Origin of the sequence: Comamonas sp. SY3 (genome assembly GCF_041730275.1) — a bacterium.
Classification (GTDB): Bacteria; Pseudomonadota; Gammaproteobacteria; order Burkholderiales; family Burkholderiaceae_C; genus Comamonas; species Comamonas sediminis.
On record NZ_JBGTYN010000004.1, the window covers coordinates 18,255 to 39,910 of the forward strand.

19 protein-coding genes are annotated in these 21,656 nt (G+C 64.9%); 12 read left to right on the forward strand and 7 right to left on the reverse strand.

Annotated elements, in window-relative coordinates; all coding sequences use genetic code 11:
• The first annotated feature begins 95 nt into the window (after positions 1-95).
• The 5 genes from ACCQ08_RS06715 (at position 96) to ACCQ08_RS06735 (ending at position 4,419) form a co-directional block, all read left to right on the forward strand.
• Positions 96-710: a LysE family translocator gene (locus ACCQ08_RS06715; protein ID WP_239810062.1), complete on the forward strand. Its 615-nt coding sequence runs from the start codon at positions 96-98 to the stop codon at positions 708-710.
• A 23-nt stretch (positions 711-733) separates the two neighbouring features.
• On the forward strand, positions 734-1,507 hold the full coding sequence (locus ACCQ08_RS06720) for a ParA family protein (RefSeq protein ID WP_230774034.1): 774 nt from the start codon (positions 734-736) through the stop codon (positions 1,505-1,507).
• 177 nt (positions 1,508-1,684) lie between these two features.
• Positions 1,685-2,248 carry an RBBP9/YdeN family alpha/beta hydrolase gene (locus ACCQ08_RS06725; RefSeq protein ID WP_373449284.1) on the forward strand — a complete coding sequence of 188 codons (564 nt, stop codon included), beginning with the start codon at positions 1,685-1,687 and terminating at the stop codon, positions 2,246-2,248.
• Positions 2,249-2,253: 5 nt separating this feature from the next.
• Positions 2,254-3,171, forward strand: coding sequence for a ParB/RepB/Spo0J family partition protein (locus ACCQ08_RS06730; protein WP_312414524.1), 918 nt, complete (start codon positions 2,254-2,256; stop codon positions 3,169-3,171).
• A gap of 207 nt (positions 3,172-3,378) precedes the next feature.
• Positions 3,379-4,419, forward strand: a complete 1,041-nt coding sequence (locus ACCQ08_RS06735) for a peptidoglycan-binding protein (RefSeq protein ID WP_230774031.1) — start codon at positions 3,379-3,381, stop codon at positions 4,417-4,419.
• A 63-nt stretch (positions 4,420-4,482) separates the two neighbouring features.
• On the opposite strand, the gene ACCQ08_RS06740 is transcribed toward ACCQ08_RS06735, so the two are convergent.
• The 3 genes from ACCQ08_RS06740 to ACCQ08_RS06750 all read right to left on the reverse strand — a co-directional run bounded on the left by ACCQ08_RS06740 (position 4,483) and on the right by ACCQ08_RS06750 (position 8,812).
• Positions 4,483-6,489 (reverse strand): hybrid sensor histidine kinase/response regulator, encoded by a 2,007-nt coding sequence (locus ACCQ08_RS06740; RefSeq protein ID WP_373449285.1) that lies wholly within the window; start codon positions 6,487-6,489, stop codon positions 4,483-4,485.
• A 77-nt stretch (positions 6,490-6,566) separates the two neighbouring features.
• Positions 6,567-8,075 carry an ABC transporter substrate-binding protein gene (locus ACCQ08_RS06745; RefSeq protein ID WP_373449286.1) on the reverse strand — a complete coding sequence of 503 codons (1,509 nt, stop codon included), beginning with the start codon at positions 8,073-8,075 and terminating at the stop codon, positions 6,567-6,569.
• A gap of 83 nt (positions 8,076-8,158) precedes the next feature.
• On the reverse strand, positions 8,159-8,812 hold the full coding sequence (locus ACCQ08_RS06750; protein WP_373449287.1) for a response regulator: 654 nt from the start codon (positions 8,810-8,812) through the stop codon (positions 8,159-8,161).
• A 367-nt stretch (positions 8,813-9,179) separates the two neighbouring features.
• Here ACCQ08_RS06750 and ACCQ08_RS06755 point away from each other — a divergent pair, with 367 nt between their 5' ends.
• The 4 genes from ACCQ08_RS06755 to ACCQ08_RS06770 all read left to right on the forward strand — a co-directional run bounded on the left by ACCQ08_RS06755 (position 9,180) and on the right by ACCQ08_RS06770 (position 15,059).
• Positions 9,180-9,755, forward strand: a complete 576-nt coding sequence (locus tag ACCQ08_RS06755) for a hypothetical protein (protein ID WP_312414507.1) — start codon at positions 9,180-9,182, stop codon at positions 9,753-9,755.
• Positions 9,756-9,773: 18 nt separating this feature from the next.
• Positions 9,774-11,150: a CsgG/HfaB family protein gene (locus ACCQ08_RS06760; RefSeq protein ID WP_373449288.1), complete on the forward strand. Its 1,377-nt coding sequence runs from the start codon at positions 9,774-9,776 to the stop codon at positions 11,148-11,150.
• Between the two features lie 119 nt (positions 11,151-11,269).
• Positions 11,270-14,284: a beta strand repeat-containing protein gene (locus tag ACCQ08_RS06765; protein WP_373449289.1), complete on the forward strand. Its 3,015-nt coding sequence runs from the start codon at positions 11,270-11,272 to the stop codon at positions 14,282-14,284.
• Positions 14,285-14,429: 145 nt separating this feature from the next.
• Positions 14,430-15,059, forward strand: coding sequence for an N-acetyltransferase (locus tag ACCQ08_RS06770; protein WP_312414495.1), 630 nt, complete (start codon positions 14,430-14,432; stop codon positions 15,057-15,059).
• A 15-nt stretch (positions 15,060-15,074) separates the two neighbouring features.
• Here ACCQ08_RS06770 and ACCQ08_RS06775 read toward each other — a convergent pair whose 3' ends face one another.
• Together ACCQ08_RS06775 and ACCQ08_RS06780 are read right to left on the reverse strand one after the other, a co-directional pair.
• Positions 15,075-15,689: a flavin reductase family protein gene (locus ACCQ08_RS06775; protein WP_312453202.1), complete on the reverse strand. Its 615-nt coding sequence runs from the start codon at positions 15,687-15,689 to the stop codon at positions 15,075-15,077.
• 48 nt (positions 15,690-15,737) lie between these two features.
• Positions 15,738-16,649: a helix-turn-helix domain-containing protein gene (locus ACCQ08_RS06780; protein WP_369460571.1), complete on the reverse strand. Its 912-nt coding sequence runs from the start codon at positions 16,647-16,649 to the stop codon at positions 15,738-15,740.
• A gap of 131 nt (positions 16,650-16,780) precedes the next feature.
• Here ACCQ08_RS06780 and ACCQ08_RS06785 point away from each other — a divergent pair, with 131 nt between their 5' ends.
• The gene (locus ACCQ08_RS06785) at positions 16,781-18,082 is read left to right on the forward strand and encodes an MFS transporter (RefSeq protein WP_239810074.1); all 1,302 of its coding nucleotides are present in this window, start codon (positions 16,781-16,783) and stop codon (positions 18,080-18,082) included.
• Between the two features lie 109 nt (positions 18,083-18,191).
• Here the strand turns inward: ACCQ08_RS06785 and ACCQ08_RS06790 are convergent, their stop codons facing one another.
• On the reverse strand, positions 18,192-19,613 hold the full coding sequence (locus ACCQ08_RS06790; RefSeq protein WP_312834831.1) for an FAD-linked oxidase C-terminal domain-containing protein: 1,422 nt from the start codon (positions 19,611-19,613) through the stop codon (positions 18,192-18,194).
• A 135-nt stretch (positions 19,614-19,748) separates the two neighbouring features.
• Positions 19,749-19,973, reverse strand: coding sequence for a hypothetical protein (locus ACCQ08_RS06795; RefSeq protein ID WP_312453198.1), 225 nt, complete (start codon positions 19,971-19,973; stop codon positions 19,749-19,751).
• A gap of 154 nt (positions 19,974-20,127) precedes the next feature.
• On the opposite strand from ACCQ08_RS06795, the gene ACCQ08_RS06800 reads away from it, so the two are divergent.
• Positions 20,128-20,730, forward strand: a complete 603-nt coding sequence (locus tag ACCQ08_RS06800; protein WP_230774000.1) for a cob(I)yrinic acid a,c-diamide adenosyltransferase — start codon at positions 20,128-20,130, stop codon at positions 20,728-20,730.
• Between the two features lie 17 nt (positions 20,731-20,747).
• Positions 20,748-21,647 carry a LysR substrate-binding domain-containing protein gene (locus tag ACCQ08_RS06805; RefSeq protein ID WP_239810077.1) on the forward strand — a complete coding sequence of 300 codons (900 nt, stop codon included), beginning with the start codon at positions 20,748-20,750 and terminating at the stop codon, positions 21,645-21,647.
• The last annotated feature ends 9 nt before the right edge of the window (positions 21,648-21,656 follow it).

Here is a 21,656-nt window from a genome sequence, read left to right on the forward strand (position 1 = left end):
TTTTGTTGACGCTTGGGCCGGTAACAACGCGCATTTTGCTGGCAAGCAAGCGGGGCCGTCGTTTACACTCAAAGTTTCCATTGCAGGGGCGGCACATGTTTGGCATTTCTGACTATGGTGCATTTGTCTTCGCCGTGCTCCTGTTCTTGATGATCCCGGGGCCTGGCAACCTGGCGCTGATCACCTCTACGGGCAAGGGCGGCATCAAGGCTGGCCTGGCGGTCTGTGCCGGCTGCATGGCGGCTGACCAGGTGCTGATGTGGCTGGCGGTAGCCGGCGTCGCAGCGGTGCTCACAGCCTACCCGGCGGCCTTCCACGCGGTGCAATGGCTGGGCGCGGCCTACCTGGGCTGGATTGGCTACAAGCTGCTCACGGCCAAGCCGGGGGACCAGCCGGTCATCCAGATTGCGCCCAGGCATTATTTCAAGCAGGGCTTTGTCATCACCCTGATGAACCCCAAGGCCATCGTTTTCTACATGGCGTTCTTTCCGCTGTTCGTCGATCCGGCTACCCACCGCGGCATCCCCACCTTTGCCGTGATGGCGGCCACGGTGGCCGTGATCAGCCTGGCGTACTGCACGGTGGTGGTGCTGATCACCAAGATGCTGGCCGAGCGCCTGCGTGCCAACCCCGCGCTGGTCAAGTGGATGGAAAAAACAGCGGGCGTGTTTTTGATCGGTTTTGGCCTCAAGCTGGCCCTGACCAAATAAGTTAGTGGACGAAGCGAGTTCTCATGGCAAAAATCTTCTGTATCGCCAACCAAAAAGGCGGCGTTGGCAAGACCACCACGGCAGTCAATCTGGCGGCGGGTCTGGCCCGGATCAAGCAGCGTGTGCTGCTGGTCGATTTGGACCCGCAGGGCAATGCGACCATGGGCTCGGGCATCGACAAACGCGCGCTGGAAACCTCGGTCTACGACGTGTTGCTCGAATCGAGCACCATCAAGGAAGCAGCCGTCCATTCCGAGCGCTGCGGTTACTGGGTGCTGGGCGCCAACCGCGAGCTGTCCGGCGCCGAGGTGGAGCTGGTCGAGCTGGAGCGCCGTGAAAAGCGCCTCAAGGCCGCGCTGGAGGCGAGCGACGCCGACTTTGACTTCGTGCTCATCGACTGCCCGCCCAGCCTGTCCATGCTCACGTTGAACGGCCTGTGCTCGGCCCATGGCGTGATCGTGCCGATGCAATGCGAGTACTTTGCGCTCGAAGGGCTGACCGACCTGGTCAACACCATCAAGCAGGTGCATGCCAACCTGAACCGCGACCTGGAGATCATCGGGCTGCTGCGCGTGATGTTCGATCCGCGCATCACCTTGCAGCAGCAGGTGAGCGACCAGCTGCGCGAGCATTTCGGCGACAAGGTGTTCGACACCGTGATCCCCCGCAATGTGCGCCTGGCCGAAGCCCCCAGCTATGGCCTGCCGGGCGTCGTGTTCGATCCGGCCGCCAAGGGCAGCAAGGCCTTTGTTGAGTTTGCCAAGGAGATGGTCAAGCGCATCAAGCGCATGAAGTGACAGCTTGCCTTGGCCGCTGCCCGACAGACCTCCGGTGCCTGGCATGCGGAGGTCTTTTTCATGGCCGCAGTGATGCCGCTGGCGCCCGCATTGCGTGCGAGAGACATTCGGGCACAATAAGGGTTTGCATTTCTTTGAAACAGCGCAGTACGGTGGCGCTTTTTTTGCTATTAAAAAATGAGCATTGAATCCTCGTCCATCAAGCTGCTGCCGGGATGGCAAAACAGCGGGCCAGGCCATTGGCAAACGGTGTGGGAGCAGCAATGGGGCTATGAGCGCGTGCAGCAGCACGACTGGCTGCACCCCAAGCGCGGTGACTGGACGGCACGCCTGCAGGATGTGGTGCTGGATGCGCCGCAGCCCGTGGTGCTGGTCGCCCACAGCCTGGGCTGCATCCTGACGGCCTGGTGGGCCGCCCATTCGCCCCAGGCAGCCAGCAAGGTGCGTGGCGCGCTGCTGGTGGCACCGGGCGATGTGGAGCGCCCCGACCTGGCCGAACACATCCCCGGCTGGTCGCCGATTGCGCTGCAGAAACTGCCCTTTCCCGCCATTCTGGTGGGCAGCCAAAACGATCCCTATTGCAGCGCCGAGCGCGCGCAGTGGCTGGCCAGCAACTGGGGTGCCCGCTGGGTGGACCAGGGCGCCTGCGGCCATATCAATGCCGAGTCCGGCCTGGGCGACTGGCCGCTGGGCCAGGCGCTGCTGGCCGAGCTGATGGCCGAACCAACAAAGGTGAACTGAAAACCATGGCAACCAAAAAACCCAAGGGCCTGGGACGCGGCCTCGAAGCACTGCTGGGCCCCAAGGTCGAAGACGCGGCGCCTGCCAGCGACGACAAGGGCCAGCTGCCGCACCAGTTGCTGCTCGATGACATGGTGCCTGGCGTCTACCAGCCGCGCACGCGCATGGACGAGGGCGCGCTGTATGAGCTGGCCGAGAGCATCAAGGCCCAGGGCATCATGCAGCCCATCCTGGTGCGCAAGCTCGCTGCCGGGGACAATGCCGGCAAGTACGAAATCATCGCCGGCGAGCGGCGTTTCCGCGCCGCGCGCATCGCTGGGCTGGCCGAGGTACCGGTGCTGGTGCGCGAGGTGCCCGACGAGGCCGCCGCCGCGATGGCGCTGATCGAGAACATCCAGCGCGAAGACCTCAACCCGCTGGAAGAGGCACAAGGCCTCTCGCGTCTGGTGGGCGAGTTCCAGATGACGCACGAGCAGGCTGCGCAGGCAGTGGGCCGTTCGCGCTCGGCCGCCTCCAACCTGTTGCGTCTGCTGAACCTGGCCGAGCCGGTGCAGACCATGCTGATGGCAGGGGATCTGGACATGGGCCACGCGCGTGCCCTGCTGGCGCTGGACCGCGCTGCACAGATCACCGCTGCCAACCAGATCAATGCGCGCAAACTGAGCGTGCGCGAGGCCGAGAGCCTGGTCAAAAGGGTCAGTGCCGAGTTTTCCGGAGAAACCCCGGTCAAGGCCAAGGCGGCCAAATCCCGCGATTTGAAGCGGGTGGAAGAAGAGCTGTCCGACCTGTTGATGGCGGAGGTAGAGGTACGGGTTAAAAAACGCGTCAAGCGTGCCGGCAAACTCGAAGAGATGGGTGAACTGGTAATCCAGTTTGGTTCTCTGGATGCTCTGAATGGATTGATTGATAAATTACGTGGATAATGCACCGGCCATGTGCTGCACGCCGTTATTTTGGTGACATTCGCTAACAAGTTCGCTTAAGAGTGGATAACGCTCCGAGGTGGGTTCTGGAATCAGGTAATCCGTGTCCGCAGCGCAAAGCAAAAATACGAAATCGAAGCCATCGAGCCTGGAAGCCATTCCGGGCTCGCTTTGAATGCACAACTGATTTACTTGCGGGAGAGCGACATGAAAAAGGCAGCATTGGCGGCACTGGCCGTCTTGGCATTGGCAGGCTGCGAAAGCACCGGTATGAAGCTGGGCGGCGGCACCAACAACATGGTGACCGGTGGCGCTGCAGGGGGCAGCAGCCAGGGTGAAAACAGCCAACTCGAAAAATGCGATTCGCCGGTGGGTACGGTCTCCCTGGTCGAGAACCAGCAAGCCGGTTGGTACACCATTCTGCGCAACGAATACCGCCTGCCACCGACTGCCAACCTGCTGCGCGTGCTGATCCAGCAGTCGAACTGCTTTGTCGTGGTGGAGCGCAGCGCTGCCGGTATGAACGCGATGAACCGCGAGCGCGCGATGATGGACAACGGCGAGATGCGCAAGGGCAGCAATTTCGGCAAGGGCCAGGTGGTCGCATCGGATTACGGTCTGACGCCTGAAGTGACCTTCAGCGAAGACAATGCCGGCGGCTTTGGTGCGGCGCTGGGCGGCATCCTGGGCGGCCGTGGCGGCGGCGCGCTGGCAGGTGTGGCGGCCAGCAGCAAGACCCGCGAGGCCTCGGCCATGCTGACCCTGGTGGACAACCGCTCGGGCGTGCAGGTGTCCTCGTCGACCGGCAACGCCAGCAACACCGACTGGGGTGGCTTTGGCACCTTGTTCGGCGGTGCAGCAGGCGCTGGCATCGGGGGCTACTCCAACACCTCGCAAGGCAAGGTCGTGTCGGCCGCTTTCGTCGATGCCTACAACCAGATGGTGCAGGCGCTGCGCAATTACAGCGCGCAATCCGTCAAGGGCCAGGGCCTGGGCGGTGGCGGCCGCCTCGGTGTGGACGGCGCCGCAGCGCCCAGCCAGACCTCGGCACCGGGCGCCAAGACCAATGTGCGCCTGACGATGAAGCAAGCGCAGCAGCGCCTCAACGAGCTGGGCTATGACGTGGGCACGCCTGATGGTGCCTCCGGCCCCCGCACGCAGAACGCCCTGCGCTCCTTCCAGCAAGACCAGGGCCTGTCGGTGACCGGCCGCCTGGACCAGGCGACGATGCGCCAGCTGTCGGAATAAGCCTTCCGCGCAGACTGCAGCCTCGCCCGGCTACCCGCCCGCCGCTCGCCCCGGCGGGCTTTTTCATGCCTTGTCGGTGGCCTCGTCGATATCGGCAGGGGGCTGGGTTTCCATGAACTCCTCGATATCGCAGCGCAGCCGCAGCTCCCGGGCCAGCAGCTTGTGCAGCTGGCGTGGGTCCATGGGCTTGTGCATCAACGTCGCTCCCAGGCTGCTGGCCATCTGCAGCCGTTTGGGAGCCGTGTCGCCGGTCAGAATCACGTAATGGGGGAGCGTCTGCTGCCAAGGCGCATGCTCGGCCGTGGCATCGCGCACCGCCATCACGACCATGCTGCCGTCTTCGGTCGCCGACAGGCGCAGGTCGGTCAGCACCACATCAAAGGGCTTGCTGCTGCTCTCCTGCATGTGGCCGATGAGGCGCCGCACCTGGTCCACCGTGGCGGCGCTCATCACCTGGCAATGCCATTGCTCCAGCATGCTGGCCAGTCCCACGCGCACCAGCGGCTCATCGTCCACCACCAGCACCTTGAGGCCATGCAGCGACGAATAGTCGCCCTCGTCGGGCTGCTCCCACAGGCCGGCGACCAGCCCATAGCCGCCCGCAGGCACGGCCTCGGCCATCAGGCTGACCCGGAACACGCTGCCGCGCCCGGGAACCGATGACAGCGTGACCTGCACGTTCAGGATATCGGCCAGCTCGCGCACGATCGCCAGGCCCAGTCCCAGGCCCTTGGTGCCCATCTGGTGGTCCTCGCCCACCTGGCGGAACTTCTGGAAGATCAGGTCGTGGTGTTCGTCATCGATGCCCACGCCGGTGTCCCAGACCTCGATGACCCTTTGCAGCCCGCGTTTGCGCACGCCCAGCAGCACGCCCCCCTGTTCGGTATAGCGCAGCGCGTTGGACACCAGATTGCGCAGCAGCATGAACAGCAGCGACTGGTCGGTGTAGATCCAGTCCTCGCTGTCGCGCACGCGGAAGACCAGGTTCTTGGCATCGGCCTGCGGACCGAACTCTTTCTCCAGCCTGCGCAGAAAGCCGGCAATGGCCACCGGCTGGAACTTGGGATCGAGCACCCCGGCCTCGATGCGCGAGTAGTCCATCAAGGTGTCGAGCATCTCGCGGCTGGCCGACAATGCGGCGCGCGCATGCTCCAGCACCACCGCCTGCTGGCTGTTGAGGCCCGAGCCGCGCAAGGTCTCCAGAAACAGGTTGAGTGCCTGAACCGGCTGGCGCAGGTCATGGCTGGCGCCGGCCAGAAAGCGGTTCTTCGCGCGCACCGCATTCTGTGCCGAGCGGGCATGGTCGCTCAGGTGCTTCTTGTAGGATGCAATGGCCCGGCCCAGCTGGTCGATCTCGTCGCCCCACTGCTGGGGCACCGCGTAGATGCCACCAAACTCGTCATTGCTCACCTCGCGGCGCAGCGCCACCAGGCGGCGCGACACAGACGCATGCATGTAGATGCCCGCCATCACCACACAGAGGATCAGCACGGCCACCAGCCAGTTCAGGTTGGTCTGCTGGGCGGCCACATCGCGCGACAGCTGCACGCTGCGTTCATTGAGCTGGCGCCGCAGGTCGGCCGCTGCGCGGCTGGCCAACAAGGACATGTCGGTGGCCAGCATCTGGTTGTCGGCCACCAGCTGGAAGATGCTGCGCTCGTCCTGGCCATGCTGCGCGGGTTGGAAGATGGCCTGGCTGAGCTGCTGCACGTTGGCATTGAGCGCATTGCGCTTGGACTGCATCAGCGGATCGATCTCGCCATCGAGCCGGGTCTGCGTCATCTCGCCGAGCAGCTTGTCGAGCCAGCCCATGCGGTCGGTCAGCTCCACCATGTTCAGGCGCCGCTCGCCGATGTCGCTGGTGATGGCCACCAGGCGCGCATAGCTGCCGATCATCTCGCTTTGCTGCATCACCCGGGTGCTGGCGATGAGCTGTTCCATCTCCACACTCGACAGCTGCTGCAAGGCCTGGTTGGTGCGGCGCAGGCCCTGCAGGGTCAGCGCAAACACCACGGCAATGCCCACTGCCAGAATCACCAGCATCAGCAGGATGCGCGAGGTCACCGACATTGGAAAACTGCGTTGGTCCGTGGCGGTCTGTGCAGTCTGTGCAGCAGCAGGGGAATGGAGGCGGTCTGGCATAGGCATCAGTTCTGCCAGCGCAGGTCTTCGAGCGCAAAGGTTGGGATCGGGCACCGCGACCACATGCCCACCAGGCCCTTGCGCATGAAGTTGCGCTCCGGCCGCACGACGATGAACGCATTGACGGCGTCTTCGGCCAGCTGCCTTTGCGCCTGGCCCAGCCATTCATCCAGCTCCTGGGGCGACGCCGAAGCGCGCAGCTTTTCCCAGATCTTCTTGAACACCCGGTTGTGGTAGTTGAAGTAGTAGTCATCGCGCGCATAGATGCCGATGTCCATCGGCTCCACATGCATGATCAGGCTCAGGTCATAGTCCTTGCGCTTCATCACCTGGTCCAGCCAGGTGGGCCAGTCCATGCGGATGATCTCGACCTGCAGGCCGATGGCTTCCAGCTGCGCCGCCACGATCAGGCTGCCATAGCGTCCGTAGTCGGTGGGCGGCACGGCCAGCCGCAGACTGGTACCGGGAGCGGCCCCCGCCTGGGCGAGCAAGGCCTTGGCCTGGGTCAGGTCGTAAGGGTAGCGCTGCACCAGATCGACATAGGCCGGGTGGTGCGGTGAGAAGTGGCTGCCAATGGGCAGCACCTCGATCGAGCTGCCATAGATGCCCTGGTAGCGGCTGCGGTCCAGCGCATGGTTGATGGCACGCCGCACCCGGATATCGTCAAGCGGAGCGCGGGCATTGTTCATCGCGATCAGCAGCTTGCCTTCGACACCGCGCTGCCCCATCACATAGTCGGTGCGCGCCATGAACGAAGCCGTCAGCCGGGTCACCGAGCTGAGCGCATCGATGCGGCCTTCGGCCAGCATGTTTTCGGTCTCGGCCGCGCTGGACATGAAGAGGAAATCGGCCATGCGGATGGCCGGCTTGCGGCTGTCCCACCACTGCTCATTGCGCAGCAAGGTGACCGACTTGCCCTTGGTCCATTTCTCGACCCGGTAGGGGCCGGTGCCCACCGGCGTGCTGGCATTGCTGGCTGCGCTGTCGGGGTGCACCATCACCGCACCGGGCATCGCCAGTGCATAGCTGAGCAGTGCGTCGGGCTCGCTCAGGCGGATGCGCAGCAGGTACTCGTCCCTGGCCTCGGCCGACACCAGCTTGTCGAACCACTCGAGGTAGGCATTGGTGTTCCTCATCTGCAGCAGCCGCTGCAGGCTGAAGGCGGCGGTCGCGGCGTTGAAGGGCGTGCCATCGTGGTAACGCACGTTGCGGCGCAGCAGCACATCGACCTGCTTGCCGTCCGGGCTCACCGTCCAGCTCAGGGCCAGGCGCGGCTTGATCTGGCCTTGCCCGTCGATGATCGTCAGGCCTTCAAACACATTGGCATAGGCGATCTCGCTGGCGGTGGCTGCCGAGGTGCTGGTGATATCGAAGGAGGCGGGCTCCAGCGGAATGCCGATGCGCAATCGATCAGCCGCCGCCTTGGCCGGCGCCAGCCCCACCAGCCCGAAGAGCAGCAACACGGCCAGCGCCCAGCGTATCCACTGGGGCTTGTAGAGAGAGCCTGGGTCCATCATCACTTCCTGGTTGTGCACCTGCCGGGCTTGGGGCTGGCAGATGGCATCGCGCTGGCGCTTGGGCGGCGCCGGCAGCGGCTTTATTTGATGGCCGTGGCGGGCAGGATGCCGTTGCGCTGCGCCACCAGCACCGCCTGGGTCCGCGTATCGGCCCCCAGGTGCTTGAGGATGGACGCCACCTGGTTGCGGATCGTGTGTTCGCTCAAACCGAAATGCTTGGCAATGGCCTTGTTGCTGAAACCCTTGGCCAGCATCTTGAGCACTTCGTACTGGCGCAGCGGCAGCACCTCGGCGCTGGGTTTGGAGACCGGCTCCAGGCTGCGGCCGCTGGCCTTGTGGATGTTGTGCTCCATGCCCAGGCTGCGCAGCAGCCATTGCTGCACCTGGGCGCAGATGGCCTCGGGCTCCAGCGCCTTGGAGATGAAGCCGGAGGCGCCCTGGCGCACCGCATCGCGCATCAGCTCGGGGTGGTCATGGCCGGAGAGCATCACCACATAGGCACCGGGCCAGCGTTTGCGGATCTGGCCAATGCCTTCGAGACCATCGCAGCCCGGCATGCTGATGTCCAGCATCACCAGGTTGACCCAGTGCGCCTGCGCCACGGCATCGGTGACCGAACCGGCCTCATGGATGTCGGCCTGCAGCATGTTGCTGCTCGACAGCATCATGCGCAGGCCCTGGCGGAAGAGGGGATGGTCGTCCACCAGCATCAGTGATGGGAGAGGAAGTGTCATATCCGCAGTCTCCTTCTTGCGGCATCGGCGAGGCAGGTCGTCATGGACCGTACCTTACATCTATTTACTAAAGCGACCAATAGTCCAAATGCACTAGTGCCTCGACCGAAGCCGTGATGCCGACTGCTGCGGCAACATGGATAGGCTGCATCTTAATGATTTTAATAAATTAAATTCTAAATATGACCTGATTTCCGGCGCTGATTTTGGTCATTTTTCAGCCCGTGAGCTAGTACATCTGGTCTATTTACAATTACTTACGGTCAGCCGAACATCCTTCCCATGCGATGGCTGGCCGCCATGGGATGCCTGTCGTCGCTCCATCTGTTTTGCCCATGAACAGCACACACCCAACTGTGAGGACGACATGAAACACAGCGCCATCTACCTTGCCGCCGCCCTGCTGGCGGCAGCCGCTTCCAGCCATGCCCAGGGCTGGCTCGGCGAATCCGTGCCCTGGCAGTTCCAGACCAGCGCCGACCGGGCCAACCGGGCCCTCGTCAATGACCTGGTTGAGAAGAAAAAGGGCGGCTACTACGACGCCTTCAAGAGCACCTACATCACCAATATCGAGCGCCAGGTGAACTGCAATTTCCAGCCCACCGCCGCTGGTAACAGCAGCTCGGCCGACCAGGCCAACCAGGTTGCATCGCCGCAGACCAATGCATCGGCCGGCAACAGCGCATCGAGCACCGGCAGCGCCAGCCAAAGCAGTGACAACCTGGGCCGGGGCGGTGTGGCCAACAACAACCAGAGCAACACCGGCGCCATCAGCAGCGGCGTGCAAGGCAGCCCATCGACGACGACGATGGCGCCGATCAACAGCGAAAACGCCCATGGCCAGCAGGACATGCAGGTCGCGCAGAACAACAGCGGCAACCAAAGCACCAACGTGAGCGGCAGCTCGGCCTGCCAGTTCGGTGCCAGTGGCGCCATCAACTAAGCGCGGACGGAGGACCCCATGCACGCATTGAACCTTTCCCCCCTGTCCACGATCAGCCCGTTGCGCCGCCGCACGCTGACCGCCTCGGCCCTGGCCGCAACCTTGCTGCTGAGCGGCTGCGCGCTGCCCACCTACCACCAGGTGCGCATGGCGGATGACGAAGCGCCCGTGATGCAAGGCCCCGGCCCACGCCACAACGGCACCCCGCTGGACAGCAGCTTTGCCTGCCTGTCGCACCGCATCGTCGAGCAGCGCAGTGGCCGCGCACCGCTGTCCATTGCCGTCGGTGACATCAAGGACTACACCGGCAAGTACTCGCAGGGCGATGGCAATGTCGTCACCCAAGGCGGGTCGTTGATGGTCTATTCGGCGCTCGGCAAGCTCGGCGGTGCCATCGATGTGCGCGAGCGCTTCGACACCCGCGTGGCCGAGCTGGAGCTGGCCTACACCGACCGGCGCCAACTGGGCGATGGCAACCAGCACGCGTTGGCCGATGAGAAGGGCCAGCGCGCGGTGCCCTGGCTGCCGTACTACGGCGGCTCCATCCTCCGTTCCGACTACTACATCATCGGTGGCCTGACCGAGGTGAACTACAACATCCAGTCCGGCGGCATCGAAGCCCAGGTCAACCAGATCGGACCGCGCTTCCGTGTCTTCACGATGAATGTCGGGGCCGACCTGCGCATCGTCGAGACCAAGACCTTGCGCGTGGTGCGGGCCGTCAGCCTGCAAAAGCAGATCGTGGGCCGCGAGATCGGTGCGGGCATCTTCCGCTTCTTCGGCAGCAACCTGTTCGACATCAACGCCGGCAGCAAGGACCTGGAGCCCGTGCAACTGGGCGTGCGCACCACGTTGGAGCAGGGCGTGCTGGAGCTGATCAGCACCGTGACGCAAACCCCGGCAGGCCCTTGCATGGAAAGCGCCAGGACGGCGGCTGGCGAGCCCGCCGCAGTACCCCCAGCACCGATGCCTGCCGACACCGCGGCAGCTGCCCCTGCGCCTGCCGCGGCTGCTGCGCCTGCTGCTGCGGCCACGCCGGCCATGCCCGAGAAGACGGCTGCTGCGATGACCTCGCTGGATGTGGTCTTTGAAGAGAACAACACCCGCATTGCCCAGCAATCGGCCACCGCCGCAGAGACCGTGGCGACCCGCCTGCGCGCCGGCCAGGGTGTGCGGATGGCGCTGCTGGCGCGGGAGAACGAGAACGACCAGAACCCCGCTCGCCGCGATGCACTGACCGACGAACGCCTGCAGTCCTTGCGTGCCGAACTGGCCCAGCACGGCATTCCCCCCAGCCAGGTGCAGCTGCAGTGGCGGCCTGCGCCCGGTGACACCACGGTGCACCGCTACGGCGCGGGCTACCGTCTGCTGGCCCGCCTGCAGATCAAGCCTTGAGCTGCATCGTTCCTGCAGCTACTCATTCAATAGCTTATAGCGCTTTATAGACGGGCACTAAGAGCATAAAACACCCAAATCACGTCTAGTGTTCCTCCCTGTACGACTAGGAGACAGTCATGTCCCACAAGCACCCAACCTCTCTTCGCCGGGCACGCCTGGCTCCACTGGCCGCTGCGGCCGCATTGATCGCTGCCACCTCGGGCGTGGCGCTGGCACAGAGCAACCAAAGCGGCTCTGTCAGCGTGCTGCCAACGGCCGACCAGACCAGCAGTGGCCTGGTGACAGCGCAGAACATCAGCAGCGCGCAGTCCATCAGCTTTCCCGGCAATGGTGTGGTCAACGGCAATGGCGTGGATGCGCTGGCGATCGGCAACCAGCACCGGCTGGACACCGGCGCTGCCGCAGCCCTGACGATCAATAACCAGCCGCTGATGCAGCCCACGGTGGACATTGCCCAGCAGGTCAGCGGAAACGTCAGCAGCACGACCACGGGCATGGTGGGCGTCAATGCCGCCAATGTGGTCGGCAACCACGATGGTGATACCGCCAGCGTGAGTAACAACGAAGCCAGCGCAGCGGCGATCGGCAGCACGGCAGTGGGCACCATGCAGATCACCGGCACGGCGGTTGACATGAACACCCCGGCGACGGCTACCGTCACCCAGGGCCAGGCGGCAACCGGCGCGGTGACAGCCATCACTACGCTGAACCAGGTGGGTATCCGCCTGAACCAGACCGGTGGTGCCAACCCCGCCAATGCCATGGACAACCTGAGGCTGAGCGTCTCGGGCAACAAGATCGATGCCAGCGCGCAGGCCAATACCACCCAGGCAGGTATCCAGGTGCAGGGCAGCAGCATCAATGTGGGGGCCGATGCCAGCAGTAGCGTTGACCAAGTGGCCCAGGGCAACGTTTTCGGCATCAGCTCGGTCGGTAATTTGCTGGGTATCCGGGTTCAGGGCACCCCCAACCAGCCCATGACGGACAGCACGCTGAGCGTGAGCGGCAACCAGGTGCAAGCCTCCGCTGGCGGCAACCAGCAGACCAGTACCCTGCAGATCACGTCATCCGGTGACGTGGTGCAGGCGCCCAATACGGTTTTGGGCACCACGGTGACCCAGGCCAATAGCGGTGTTGTCATCGCCTCAGGCTCGGCAACCACGCTGGGCATCGACAACCAGAAGCCTGGATCGGCCAACAACAGCTACAGCGTCGCCGGCAACAGCGTCAGCGCCCAAGCCGATGGCAATAGCGGCAGCAACCGCACGGCCGTGGCGGCTGCAGGCTCCATCAGCGGTGCGATGTTGGAGACGACGAATTCCCAAACCCTGAGCTCACCCGTTGTCACAGCTGGTGCCAATGTGGGATCGCTGGGCGTGCAGACCCTGGACAGCACCAATGACACCCTGAGCGTCAGCGGCAACCTGGTACAGGCCCAGGCCCAGGGCTCCAGCGCCAGCAACCAGACCCGTGCCGGCGCCAGCAACATCGCTGACAGCCAGGCCACCACGTCCAACACCCAGCTGAACATGGGTGGTGCCGTTTCGGCCAGTGCCAGCGTTGCGCGCATCGGCAGCAGCTCCACCAGTCTGTCTGGCACCAGCCTGACGGTGAGCGGCAACCAGCTCAGTTCCGAAGCGACGGCAGCCTCCGCCACCAACGACGCCCAGCTCGGTGCCGATAATGCGGTGACGCAATCGTCCGCGCTGGTGACCAACACGCAGGGCCATGCGACGGGCGAGGTCCAGGCTAGCACCGGATCCAACCTGGTGGGCGCAACTACCACCAGCGCCAGCAATGCCACCTTGGTGGTCAGCGGCAACCAGTTCAACGCCAACGCTGCCAGCCAGAAGGCCAGTAACCTGGCCCGTGTCAATGCCACCAACGGCGTGACAGACTCTGCCGCTGCGGTCATCAACCAGCAGGGCCATGGCTCAGGCGATGTCAGCGCCACGGTCGCCGGGCTCACCAGCCTGAGCCCTTCTCCCGATCCGGTCCCCATGCTGATCGGTCTGCGCGCCAATACGGCCTCGGGTTCCAGCCTCACGGTCAGCGGTAATGTGGGCGGCTCGGACGCGATCATCAACCAGGCGGACAACCAGGTCGCGCTCTCTGGCAGCCGCATCGATGGCAACTCGGCAGCCTACCTGTTCAATGTGCAGGCCGTGCAATCGGGCAATGCAAGCGCACTGACCAAGGTCAACCTGGGCGTTGAGGGTACGAGCAACCTGACACCTGTCACCACGCGCGCAGGCGGCCATGAACTGGTGGTGAGCGGCAACCAGTTCAGCGCCAATGCCAGCCAGAACCAGGCAACCAATGCGCTGGACATCCAGGCCACCAGCACCTTGAGTGCGGCCGGCACCCAGCCCAACCTGTTGGGCAACCTGCAATTGTCGGCAGGTGACACCACGGCCACCACCGAGATGCAGATCCTCAGTGGCCGCAGCGTGGTCACCGATCCCAGCGGCAACACCACCATCACTGGCAACCAGGCCAGCAGCCTGGCCCGTGCCAACGTGGCCAACAACCAGCTGACCGTGACAGCCGGCACGCTTGCGAGCGACCAGGCCGTCTTGCTGGGCAATGTGCAGGGTAATTCCGGTGCCGTGGCTTCTACCGCCAGCCTGCAGATGCAAGGCACTGCGGCCAACCGCCTCGATGGCAACATCACCACCACTGGCAACCAGGCGCTGGCAGTGGCTGCAGGCAACACCTCGCTCAACAGCGTGCAAGTAGGTGCAGGCACGGCGCTCAACAGCGGATCGGCCGTGGGCCTGCTCAATGCGCAGACCAACAGCGGCAATGTGGTCGCCACCGCAAGCCTGAACGCCGATGCCTTCACCCGTGGCAGCTCGCTCAACCTGAGCGGCAACACCGCCAGCGCCACAGCCGTAGGCAACAACGCGGACAACGTGGTGAACGTCTCGGCGCTGCCCGGCCAGCAGATGGCCAGTGCGGTGCTGACCTCCACGCAGGTCAACAGCGGCAACGTGAGTGCGGTGGTGAGCGGCAGCTACAGCGCCTCGGGTGTGCCAAGCACCAGCGGCATCAATGTATCGGGCAACCGCTCGTCTGCGGTGGCGATTGGCAACCGTGCCACCTCGTCGATGACATTGGGTGTGCAATAAGCCGCAAGGCCTTGCACTTTGACAGCCCGCCTGGGAAACCAGGCGGGCTTTTTTGCGCGCGTCGGAGGCAGCCGCATATCGCACCCTTTGCGTGCGAAATGGTGGCGGGGCTAACCTGCCGGGTTTTCCACTGCAGGAGTTTTTGATGAACCTCGCAATACCGCCCTTCTGGGCATCCTGGCTGTACCGGCCGGTGGAGTTGCGCATCGATGTGAGCCCGATTCCACCCCAGCAACTCGAAGGCGAATGCGCCTCCATCCACGATCGCATCCACACCCCCGGTGACAGGCTCCATGGCCTGCCCGAAATCCCTTTGTCCGACCCCCGTTTCGCGATCCGCTACCGCAGCGCCGATGGCGAGTTCTACGTCTATGTCGAAGACCAGCTGGAGCACCGCATTGCGGGCTTTACCGTCTTCAACCGCCTGATCGAGCTGGACAGGCGCGCCGACCGCTACATACGCGGCCCGCACAGCCGCTTTGACCCCGCCTACCAGCGCAAGGGCCTGGCCTCCTGCATTTACCGCTGGGCGCTCGATGCAGGCCTGTGCCTGGTCACCGGCGCGCGCCAGTCGCCCGGTGCGCATGCGCTGTGGCACAAGCTCTCGGCCAGCCACCGCCTGGGCTATGTCGATATCACCAACAAGAAGATGCAGTACCTGGGCGACCGCATTGCACCCGAGCGGCTCGATCCGCTCAGCACCCGCATGTTTCTGCTCGGCCAGGGCTGGTCACTGGGCAGCTTTGCGGCAGCGACTGGCATGCGCTGCGACTGAGGCCGGCCTGCCGCATCACGTGGGCCGGCGCATCACGAACTTGCCGGCCTCGCTGATCGTGAAATAGTCACCCGGCCCGCCGCCGCGCAGCAGCGGCTTGCCCGCTGCCGTCTGGTAGATGCCGTCCTGCAACAGCTGCTCGTCGATGTGCACCTTGACCACCTCGCCCAGCACCAGCCAGGTAGGCACCTGCGTGCCTTGCGCGGTCTGCAGCTGCACGATCTGGGTACAGCGGCATTCCATCGTCACCAGGCTGGCTTGCACGCGCGGTGGGCGCACCAGGTGCGAGGGTTCGGTGGCCAGGCCCGCCAGTTCGAACTCATTGACCTCGGGGCCGACGGCTGCGCAGCTCTGGTTCATCGCCTCGGCCAGCGGTTCGCTCGCCAGGTTCCACACAAATTCGCCGGTGGCCTCGATGTTGTTCAGGCTGTCCTTGCGGCCCACACTGGCAAAGCCCACGATGGGCGGCACGTAGTTGAAGGCATTGAAGAAGCTGTAGGGCGCCAGGTTCAGCACTCCGCTGCTGCTGATGCTGGAGATCCAGCCGATCGGGCGCGGGCCGACGATGGCGTTGAACGGGTCATGGGGCAGGCGGTGGCCTTGGCGGGGTTCGTAGCTGTGCAGGGGCATGGTGGGGCAATGACAGAGGTTGGAGACGAGACGGGGGAGAACAGATTCCTAGCGGGTTTGCATTCCCAGAAAACGGACCGGCGACAGGCCGCAGGCGCGCTGCACCATCGCACTGAAGGCACTGGGGGTGTAGCCCAGCTCGGCGGCAATCTGGCCAATGGCCAGGCCGCTGGCACCCAGCTCCACCGCCTTGGCCAGAATGACCTGCTGGCGCCACTGCAGGTAGGTGCAGCCCAGCTCCTGGCGGAACAGGCGCGCAATGGTGCGGGGGCTGGCGCCGCTGTTGTGCGCAAAGGCCTGCAGGCTGTCATGCGCCAGCGGGTCGTCCAGCACCGCCTGGCACAGGCTGTGCAGGCGCTTGTCGCGCGGCATGTCCACCCGCAGATCGAGCTGGGTGGCCTGGCGCAGCTCATCGAGCAGCAGCGCGCTCACATGGCGTTCGCGCGCCAGTTGCGCGGCGCTGGGCGCAGGCCCGCCATCCGGTTCGGTGGGCAGGTCGCAGACCAGGGCGCGCATCAGCTCCGAGACTTCCAGCACGCGGCAGCGCCGCCACAGATTGGAGGCGCTGTCGCCCGGGCCCGGGCCGCACTGGCCCTCGGCCTGGTAGATGTAGAGGGTGCGCAGCTCGGCCGTCTCCACCAGGGTCACCGCATGCTCGACGCCAGGCGGAATCCACAGCGCGCGCCGGGGCGGCACCACAAAGGTGGCCGACGGCACGCGCAGGTGCACGGTGCCGGTGACCGAGATGGCCAGCTGCGCCCAGGCATGCTGGTGGGGCAGCACCCGGGTATCGCCGCTGAGCTCACGCAGCTTGGCGCGCACCGGCCGCTCGGCGGTGGGCACAAACAGATGCGGGGTGAGCGAGTCCACATACAGCCAGGCACGGCGGGCGCTGGCAGCGTCGCCTCCGGCGGCAATGCGTGCCGGTGGGGGCGGGGTGGCAGTCACGGCAGAAGTCATGGCGGCAGGGCGCAAGGCGGTTCGCGGTGGGCAAGGGCAAACGTGTCAGGCGCAGCAGCTTGGCACATTGGCGATAGTAATCGTCCTTCTGTCGCATACATGCCGACAGGGCTTTGGCTAACATCGCTGCCATGACAACCAGCACAACAACATCGACCGCCGCACCGGACCCCGGCGCACCCGACCCGAGCGCCTTGGGCAGCCTGCGGCAGGATTCACGCACCATCGGCCTGGTGGGCCTGGCCCATGGCTCCTCGCACTTCTTCCACCTGCTGCTGCCGCCGCTGTTTCCCTGGCTGATTGCGGACTTCGGCTTCAGCTACTCCGAGCTCAGCGTGCTGGTGTCGGCCTTTTTCATCGTCTCGGGCGTGGGCCAGGCGCTGGCCGGCTTTGTGGTCGACCGCTTTGGCGCCCGCCCCATCATGTTTGCCGCGCTCAGCAGCTTTGCGGTGGCCGGTGTCATTGCAGGCACCGCCAACAGCTATGCGCAACTGATGCTGGCCGCCATTTTTGCCGGCCTGGGCAATGCGCCCTTCCACCCGGTGGATTTCACCATCCTCAACAAGCGCCTCTCGCCGCAGCGCCTGGGCCATGGCTTTTCGGTGCATGGGCTCTCGGGCAACCTGGGTTGGGCGGCTGCACCGGTGTTCATGGCCGGCATCACCTCGGCCACCGGCTCCTGGCGCATGGCCTGCCTCTGCGGCGCTGCACTGGCGGCCATCATCCTGGCCATCATGGTCATCAACCGCGATGCGCTCGATGACCGCGTCAGCCTGGCTGGCGCTGCGCCCAAGGCCGCCGGTGCGGCCGCCGCCCCGCAGGAGCACCCGATGGCCTTCCTGAAGCTGCCATCGGTCTGGCTGTGCTTCTCCTTCTTTTTCTGGACCACCTGCGCGATGAGCGCCATCCAGTCCTTCTCCAGCCCCGCATTGCAGCAGCTCTATGGGCTGCCCGCTAGCATCACCGCCTATGTGGTGACGGGCTATATGCTGTTTGGCGCCGCCGGCATGGTGCTGGGCGGTTTTCTGGTGGGCCGGGTGGAGCGGCTGGAGAAAGTCATCTCTGCCTGCCTGCTGTTCTCCGGCATCTTGCTGGCGCTGGTGGGCACCGGCTGGCTGCCCGGCTATGTGGCCCTGGGCGTGGCGGCGCTGGCCGGTATCGGCACCGGCCTGGCCGGCCCTTCGCGTGACATGCTGGTCAAGCGCGCTGCGCCACCGGGCGCCACCGGCCGGGTCTATGGCACCGTGTACTCCGGCCTGGACCTGGGCTTTTGCCTGGCCGCCCCGGTGTTTGGCTACATGCTGGACCACCAGATGAATGCCGGTGTGTTCTTTGGCGCAGCCGTGGGCATGGTGCTTAGCGTGGTCTCCGCCGGCTTTGTCGGCGCCGGGGTCGCCGCGCGCAAGCAGAAGGCTGCTGTGGTGCCTGCATAAGCACGACGCTGCCCACCCCTAGGTGGCAGCAGGAAACCCGCCAGAAGGCGTTAAAAGGCCCGCGCAACCGCTTGGTGGCGCGGGCCTTTGGCTTGGTGGATCCCGGCGATCAGCCCAGCTGGAAGATCTTGCCCGGGTTCAGGATGTTCTTTGGGTCCAGCGCCTGCTTGATGGCGCGCATCATCGCGACGGCGCCTTCGCCGGCTTCTTCCAGCAAAAAGCCCTGCTTGTGTACGCCAATGCCGTGCTCGCCGGTGCAGGTTCCCCCCAGCGCAATGGCGCGCTGCACCAGCTGGTGGTTGAGCTGCTCGGCCTGGGTGCGCTGGGCATCGTTGTCCGGGTCGATCAGGTAGCCGAAATGGAAGTTGCCGTCACCGACGTGGCCGACCAGAAAGTAGGGGATGCCGCTGGCATCGGCCTCGGTTACGCACTGCAGCAGCGCATCGGCCAGGCGGCTGATGGGCACGCAGGTATCGGTGGTGATGCAGCGGCAGCCCGGCACGCTGGAGACGGCCGCAAAGTAGGCATTGTGGCGGGCGGTGAAGAGGCGCGTGCGGTCTTCCGGGCGCTCGGCCCATTCAAAGGCATTGCCGCCATGTTCGCTGGCCAGCTCCTGCACCATCTCGGCCTGTTCCTTGACGCCGGTCGGCGAGCCATGGAACTCCATCAGCAGCATCGGTTCCTCGCGCAGATCGAGTTTGCTGTAGGCATTGACCATGCGCACCGCATTCACATCGATCAGCTCCACGCGCGCAATCGGAATGCCCATCTGGATGGTCTCGATGACGGTGCGCACGGCCGCTTCAATGGTCGGGAACGAGCAGATGGCGGCGCTCACCGCCTCGGGCAGCGGGTAGATGCGCAGGCTGATCTCGGTAAAGATGCCCAAGGTGCCTTCGCTGCCCACCATCAGCCGTGTCAGGTCGTAGCCGGCCGCGCTTTTCTTGGCGCGGTTGCCGGTGCGGATCACCTGGCCGTTGGCGGTCACCACCTCCAGCGCCAGCACGTTCTCACGCATGGTGCCGTAGCGCACGGCATTGGTGCCGCTGGCGCGGGTCGATGCCATGCCGCCAATGGAGGCGTCAGCGCCCGGGTCGATCGGGAAGAAGAAGCCCGTGTCCTTGATCGCCTCGTTGAGCTGCTTGCGGGTGATGCCCGGCTGCACGGTGATGGTCAGGTCCTCGGTGTCGATCGACAGCACCCGGTTCATGCGGCCCACATCGATGCTGATGCCGCCTTGCACGGCCAGCAGATGGCCTTCCAGCGAGGAGCCGGCGCCGTAGGCAATGACGGGCACCTCGTACTGGTGGCACAGGGTCACGGCATCCTGCACGTCCTGCGTGGATTCGGCATAGACCACGGCGGCCGGTGGCGGCGCGGTGATCGAGCCTTCGTCGCGGCCATGCTGCTCGCGCACGGCCTGCGAGGTCACGCACTGGCTGCCAAAACGGGCACTGAGCGCTGCCATGAAGGCATCGGGAATAGGGCGCTGCGCAGCAGCCAGGATGTGGGAGGAGGTGGGCGCGTTCATGGGGTTCTCCGGGGCGGAAGCCAAGAATAGCACCGCCCGCCTTTCAGCGCTGTCCGCTGCGCTGCAGCCGGCCATGAAAAAACCCCGCCGTAGCGGGGAGAGGGAGAGTTCGGGAGAACCAGCGAGAGACGCTGGTCAGAGAGATTTTTTGACCGGCTGGCGCGCCTGGTGGCGGCGCGGGTCATGGGTGCCCAGTTGGCGCTCGACCTGGATAATGCGGCTGCCGCTGGCAGCCTGGCCGATGCGCTGCTGGCTGCTGCTCAGCGGTTGGGCACTGGCCATCGCCGATGTGACCGCAATCGATGCAAACAGCATCACGCTGCGGGCGTCAAACGGGTGGGCGAAAAACTTGCCAGACATCTGTAGATCCTTTCGTCATTCAGACATGGCTCTATTGAACCCGGAATCGGCGCTGTTTGCTATCATTTTTGCTTAGTGTTGCCTCGGCTACATATTTACCGCGCCGGTAACAGAAAATAGGCGGAGATTCACAGCCGCTTTACAAGGATTACCCATGGGCAACCGTCTCTCCCAAATTGCGACCAGAACCGGTGACGATGGCAGCACCGGCCTGGGCGACAACAGCCGTGTCTCCAAAGCCAGCGGCCGCCCCCAGGCCATGGGCGATGTCGACGAGCTCAACTCCCACATCGGGCTGCTGCTGTGCGAGCCCCTGCCCGCCGATGTGCGTGAGCTGCTGATCGACATCCAGCACCAGCTGTTCAACCTGGGCGGTGAGCTGTCCATGCCCGGCTACGAACTGCTCAAGGACGATGCACTGCTGCAGCTCGATACCGCACTGGCGCACTACAACGCACAGCTGCCGCGCCTGGCCGAATTCATCCTGCCCGCAGGCACGCGCGCTGCGGCCCAATCCCATGTCTGCCGCACCGTGGCGCGCCGCGCCGAGCGCATGGTGGTGGCGCTGGAGCAGGGCGAGGCCATGCGCCCCGCGCCGCGCCAGTACCTCAACCGGCTGTCCGACCTGCTGTTTGTGCTGGCCCGTGTGCTCAACCGTGTCGATGGCGGTGACGATGTGTACTGGAAGAGCGCGCGGCTGGCGCGCATGCAGGCAGAAGATGGCCCTGGCGGCAGCAACATCGGCGCTGGCCGCTGACCCGCGAGGCCCCACCCATGCGCCTGCGCCATATCGAAGTCTTCAACGCCGTGATGCACACCGGCAGCGTCAGCGCTGCGGCGCGCCTCATCAACATCTCGCAGCCGGCCGTCAGCCGCACCTTGCAGCATGCCGAGCTGCAGCTGGGCTTTGCGCTGTTCCAGCGCAGCAAGGGCCGCTTGGCGCCGACCAGCGAGGCGCTGGCCTTGCTGCCGCATATGGAAAAGCTGTTTGCCCAGCTCGAAGAGGTGCAGCGCCTGGCCGACAGCCTGCGCAAGGGCCGCGACGGCGATGAGCTGCGCATTGCCAGCGTGCTGGCGCTGAGCCATGAGGTACTGCCCCGGGCGCTGGCGCAGTTCAAGCAGAAGCACCCGCATGTCAGCGTCAGCCTGCAGTCGCTGCATTCGCCGCAGATCGTCTCGGCGCTGATGATGCAGGAGGCCGATGTCGGCTTTGTGCTCAGCAATGTGCAGCAGGCCAGCCTGCAGCAGGAGAGCCTGGCGCGCGTGCCCATGGTCTGCGTGGTGCCCAAGGGCATGCTGCCGCCCTTCAAGCTGCGCGCGGGCAGCCTCTCGCTCGAGGACCTGACCGGCGTGCCCACCATCAGCCTGGATGCGCAGGACCCTGTCGGCATGCTGCTGAGCCAGCTGGCCCGCGAATCGAGCGCCGGGCTGGACCACTTTGTGACGGTGCAGACCTACCACACGGCGCTGGCGATGGCCCACCATGGTTTGGGCGTCGCGATGGTCGATGGCTGCACCGCCTTGTCGGCGGACCACAGCAAGGTCGATGTGCTGCCTTTGGCGCCGGGCCTGCAGGTGCCGGTCAATGCGATCCGCGCGGTCTCGCAGCCGCAGTCCTTGCTGGTCAAGGCCATCACGCGCGAGATGCAGAAGGTGCTGGCGGCGCAGCTGTAGGCGGATTTG

Excerpts from the sequence above, each read along its gene's own strand:
- ACCQ08_RS06715 (WP_239810062.1), top strand. The coding sequence starts at position 96 with ATGTTTGGCATTTCTGACTATGGTGCATTTGTCTTCGCCGTGCTCCTG.
- ACCQ08_RS06720 (WP_230774034.1), top strand. The coding sequence starts at position 734 with ATGGCAAAAATCTTCTGTATCGCCAACCAAAAAGGCGGCGTTGGCAAG.
- ACCQ08_RS06725 (WP_373449284.1), top strand. The coding sequence starts at position 1,685 with ATGAGCATTGAATCCTCGTCCATCAAGCTGCTGCCGGGATGGCAAAAC.
- ACCQ08_RS06730 (WP_312414524.1), top strand. The coding sequence starts at position 2,254 with ATGGCAACCAAAAAACCCAAGGGCCTGGGACGCGGCCTCGAAGCACTG.
- ACCQ08_RS06735 (WP_230774031.1), top strand. The coding sequence starts at position 3,379 with ATGAAAAAGGCAGCATTGGCGGCACTGGCCGTCTTGGCATTGGCAGGC.
- ACCQ08_RS06740 (WP_373449285.1), bottom strand. The coding sequence starts at position 6,489 with ATGTCGGTGACCTCGCGCATCCTGCTGATGCTGGTGATTCTGGCAGTG.
- ACCQ08_RS06745 (WP_373449286.1), bottom strand. The coding sequence starts at position 8,075 with ATGGACCCAGGCTCTCTCTACAAGCCCCAGTGGATACGCTGGGCGCTG.
- ACCQ08_RS06750 (WP_373449287.1), bottom strand. The coding sequence starts at position 8,812 with ATGACACTTCCTCTCCCATCACTGATGCTGGTGGACGACCATCCCCTC.
- ACCQ08_RS06755 (WP_312414507.1), top strand. The coding sequence starts at position 9,180 with ATGAAACACAGCGCCATCTACCTTGCCGCCGCCCTGCTGGCGGCAGCC.
- ACCQ08_RS06760 (WP_373449288.1), top strand. The coding sequence starts at position 9,774 with ATGCACGCATTGAACCTTTCCCCCCTGTCCACGATCAGCCCGTTGCGC.
- ACCQ08_RS06765 (WP_373449289.1), top strand. The coding sequence starts at position 11,270 with ATGTCCCACAAGCACCCAACCTCTCTTCGCCGGGCACGCCTGGCTCCA.
- ACCQ08_RS06770 (WP_312414495.1), top strand. The coding sequence starts at position 14,430 with ATGAACCTCGCAATACCGCCCTTCTGGGCATCCTGGCTGTACCGGCCG.
- ACCQ08_RS06775 (WP_312453202.1), bottom strand. The coding sequence starts at position 15,689 with ATGCCCCTGCACAGCTACGAACCCCGCCAAGGCCACCGCCTGCCCCAT.
- ACCQ08_RS06780 (WP_369460571.1), bottom strand. The coding sequence starts at position 16,649 with ATGACTTCTGCCGTGACTGCCACCCCGCCCCCACCGGCACGCATTGCC.
- ACCQ08_RS06785 (WP_239810074.1), top strand. The coding sequence starts at position 16,781 with ATGACAACCAGCACAACAACATCGACCGCCGCACCGGACCCCGGCGCA.
- ACCQ08_RS06790 (WP_312834831.1), bottom strand. The coding sequence starts at position 19,613 with ATGAACGCGCCCACCTCCTCCCACATCCTGGCTGCTGCGCAGCGCCCT.
- ACCQ08_RS06795 (WP_312453198.1), bottom strand. The coding sequence starts at position 19,973 with ATGTCTGGCAAGTTTTTCGCCCACCCGTTTGACGCCCGCAGCGTGATG.
- ACCQ08_RS06800 (WP_230774000.1), top strand. The coding sequence starts at position 20,128 with ATGGGCAACCGTCTCTCCCAAATTGCGACCAGAACCGGTGACGATGGC.
- ACCQ08_RS06805 (WP_239810077.1), top strand. The coding sequence starts at position 20,748 with ATGCGCCTGCGCCATATCGAAGTCTTCAACGCCGTGATGCACACCGGC.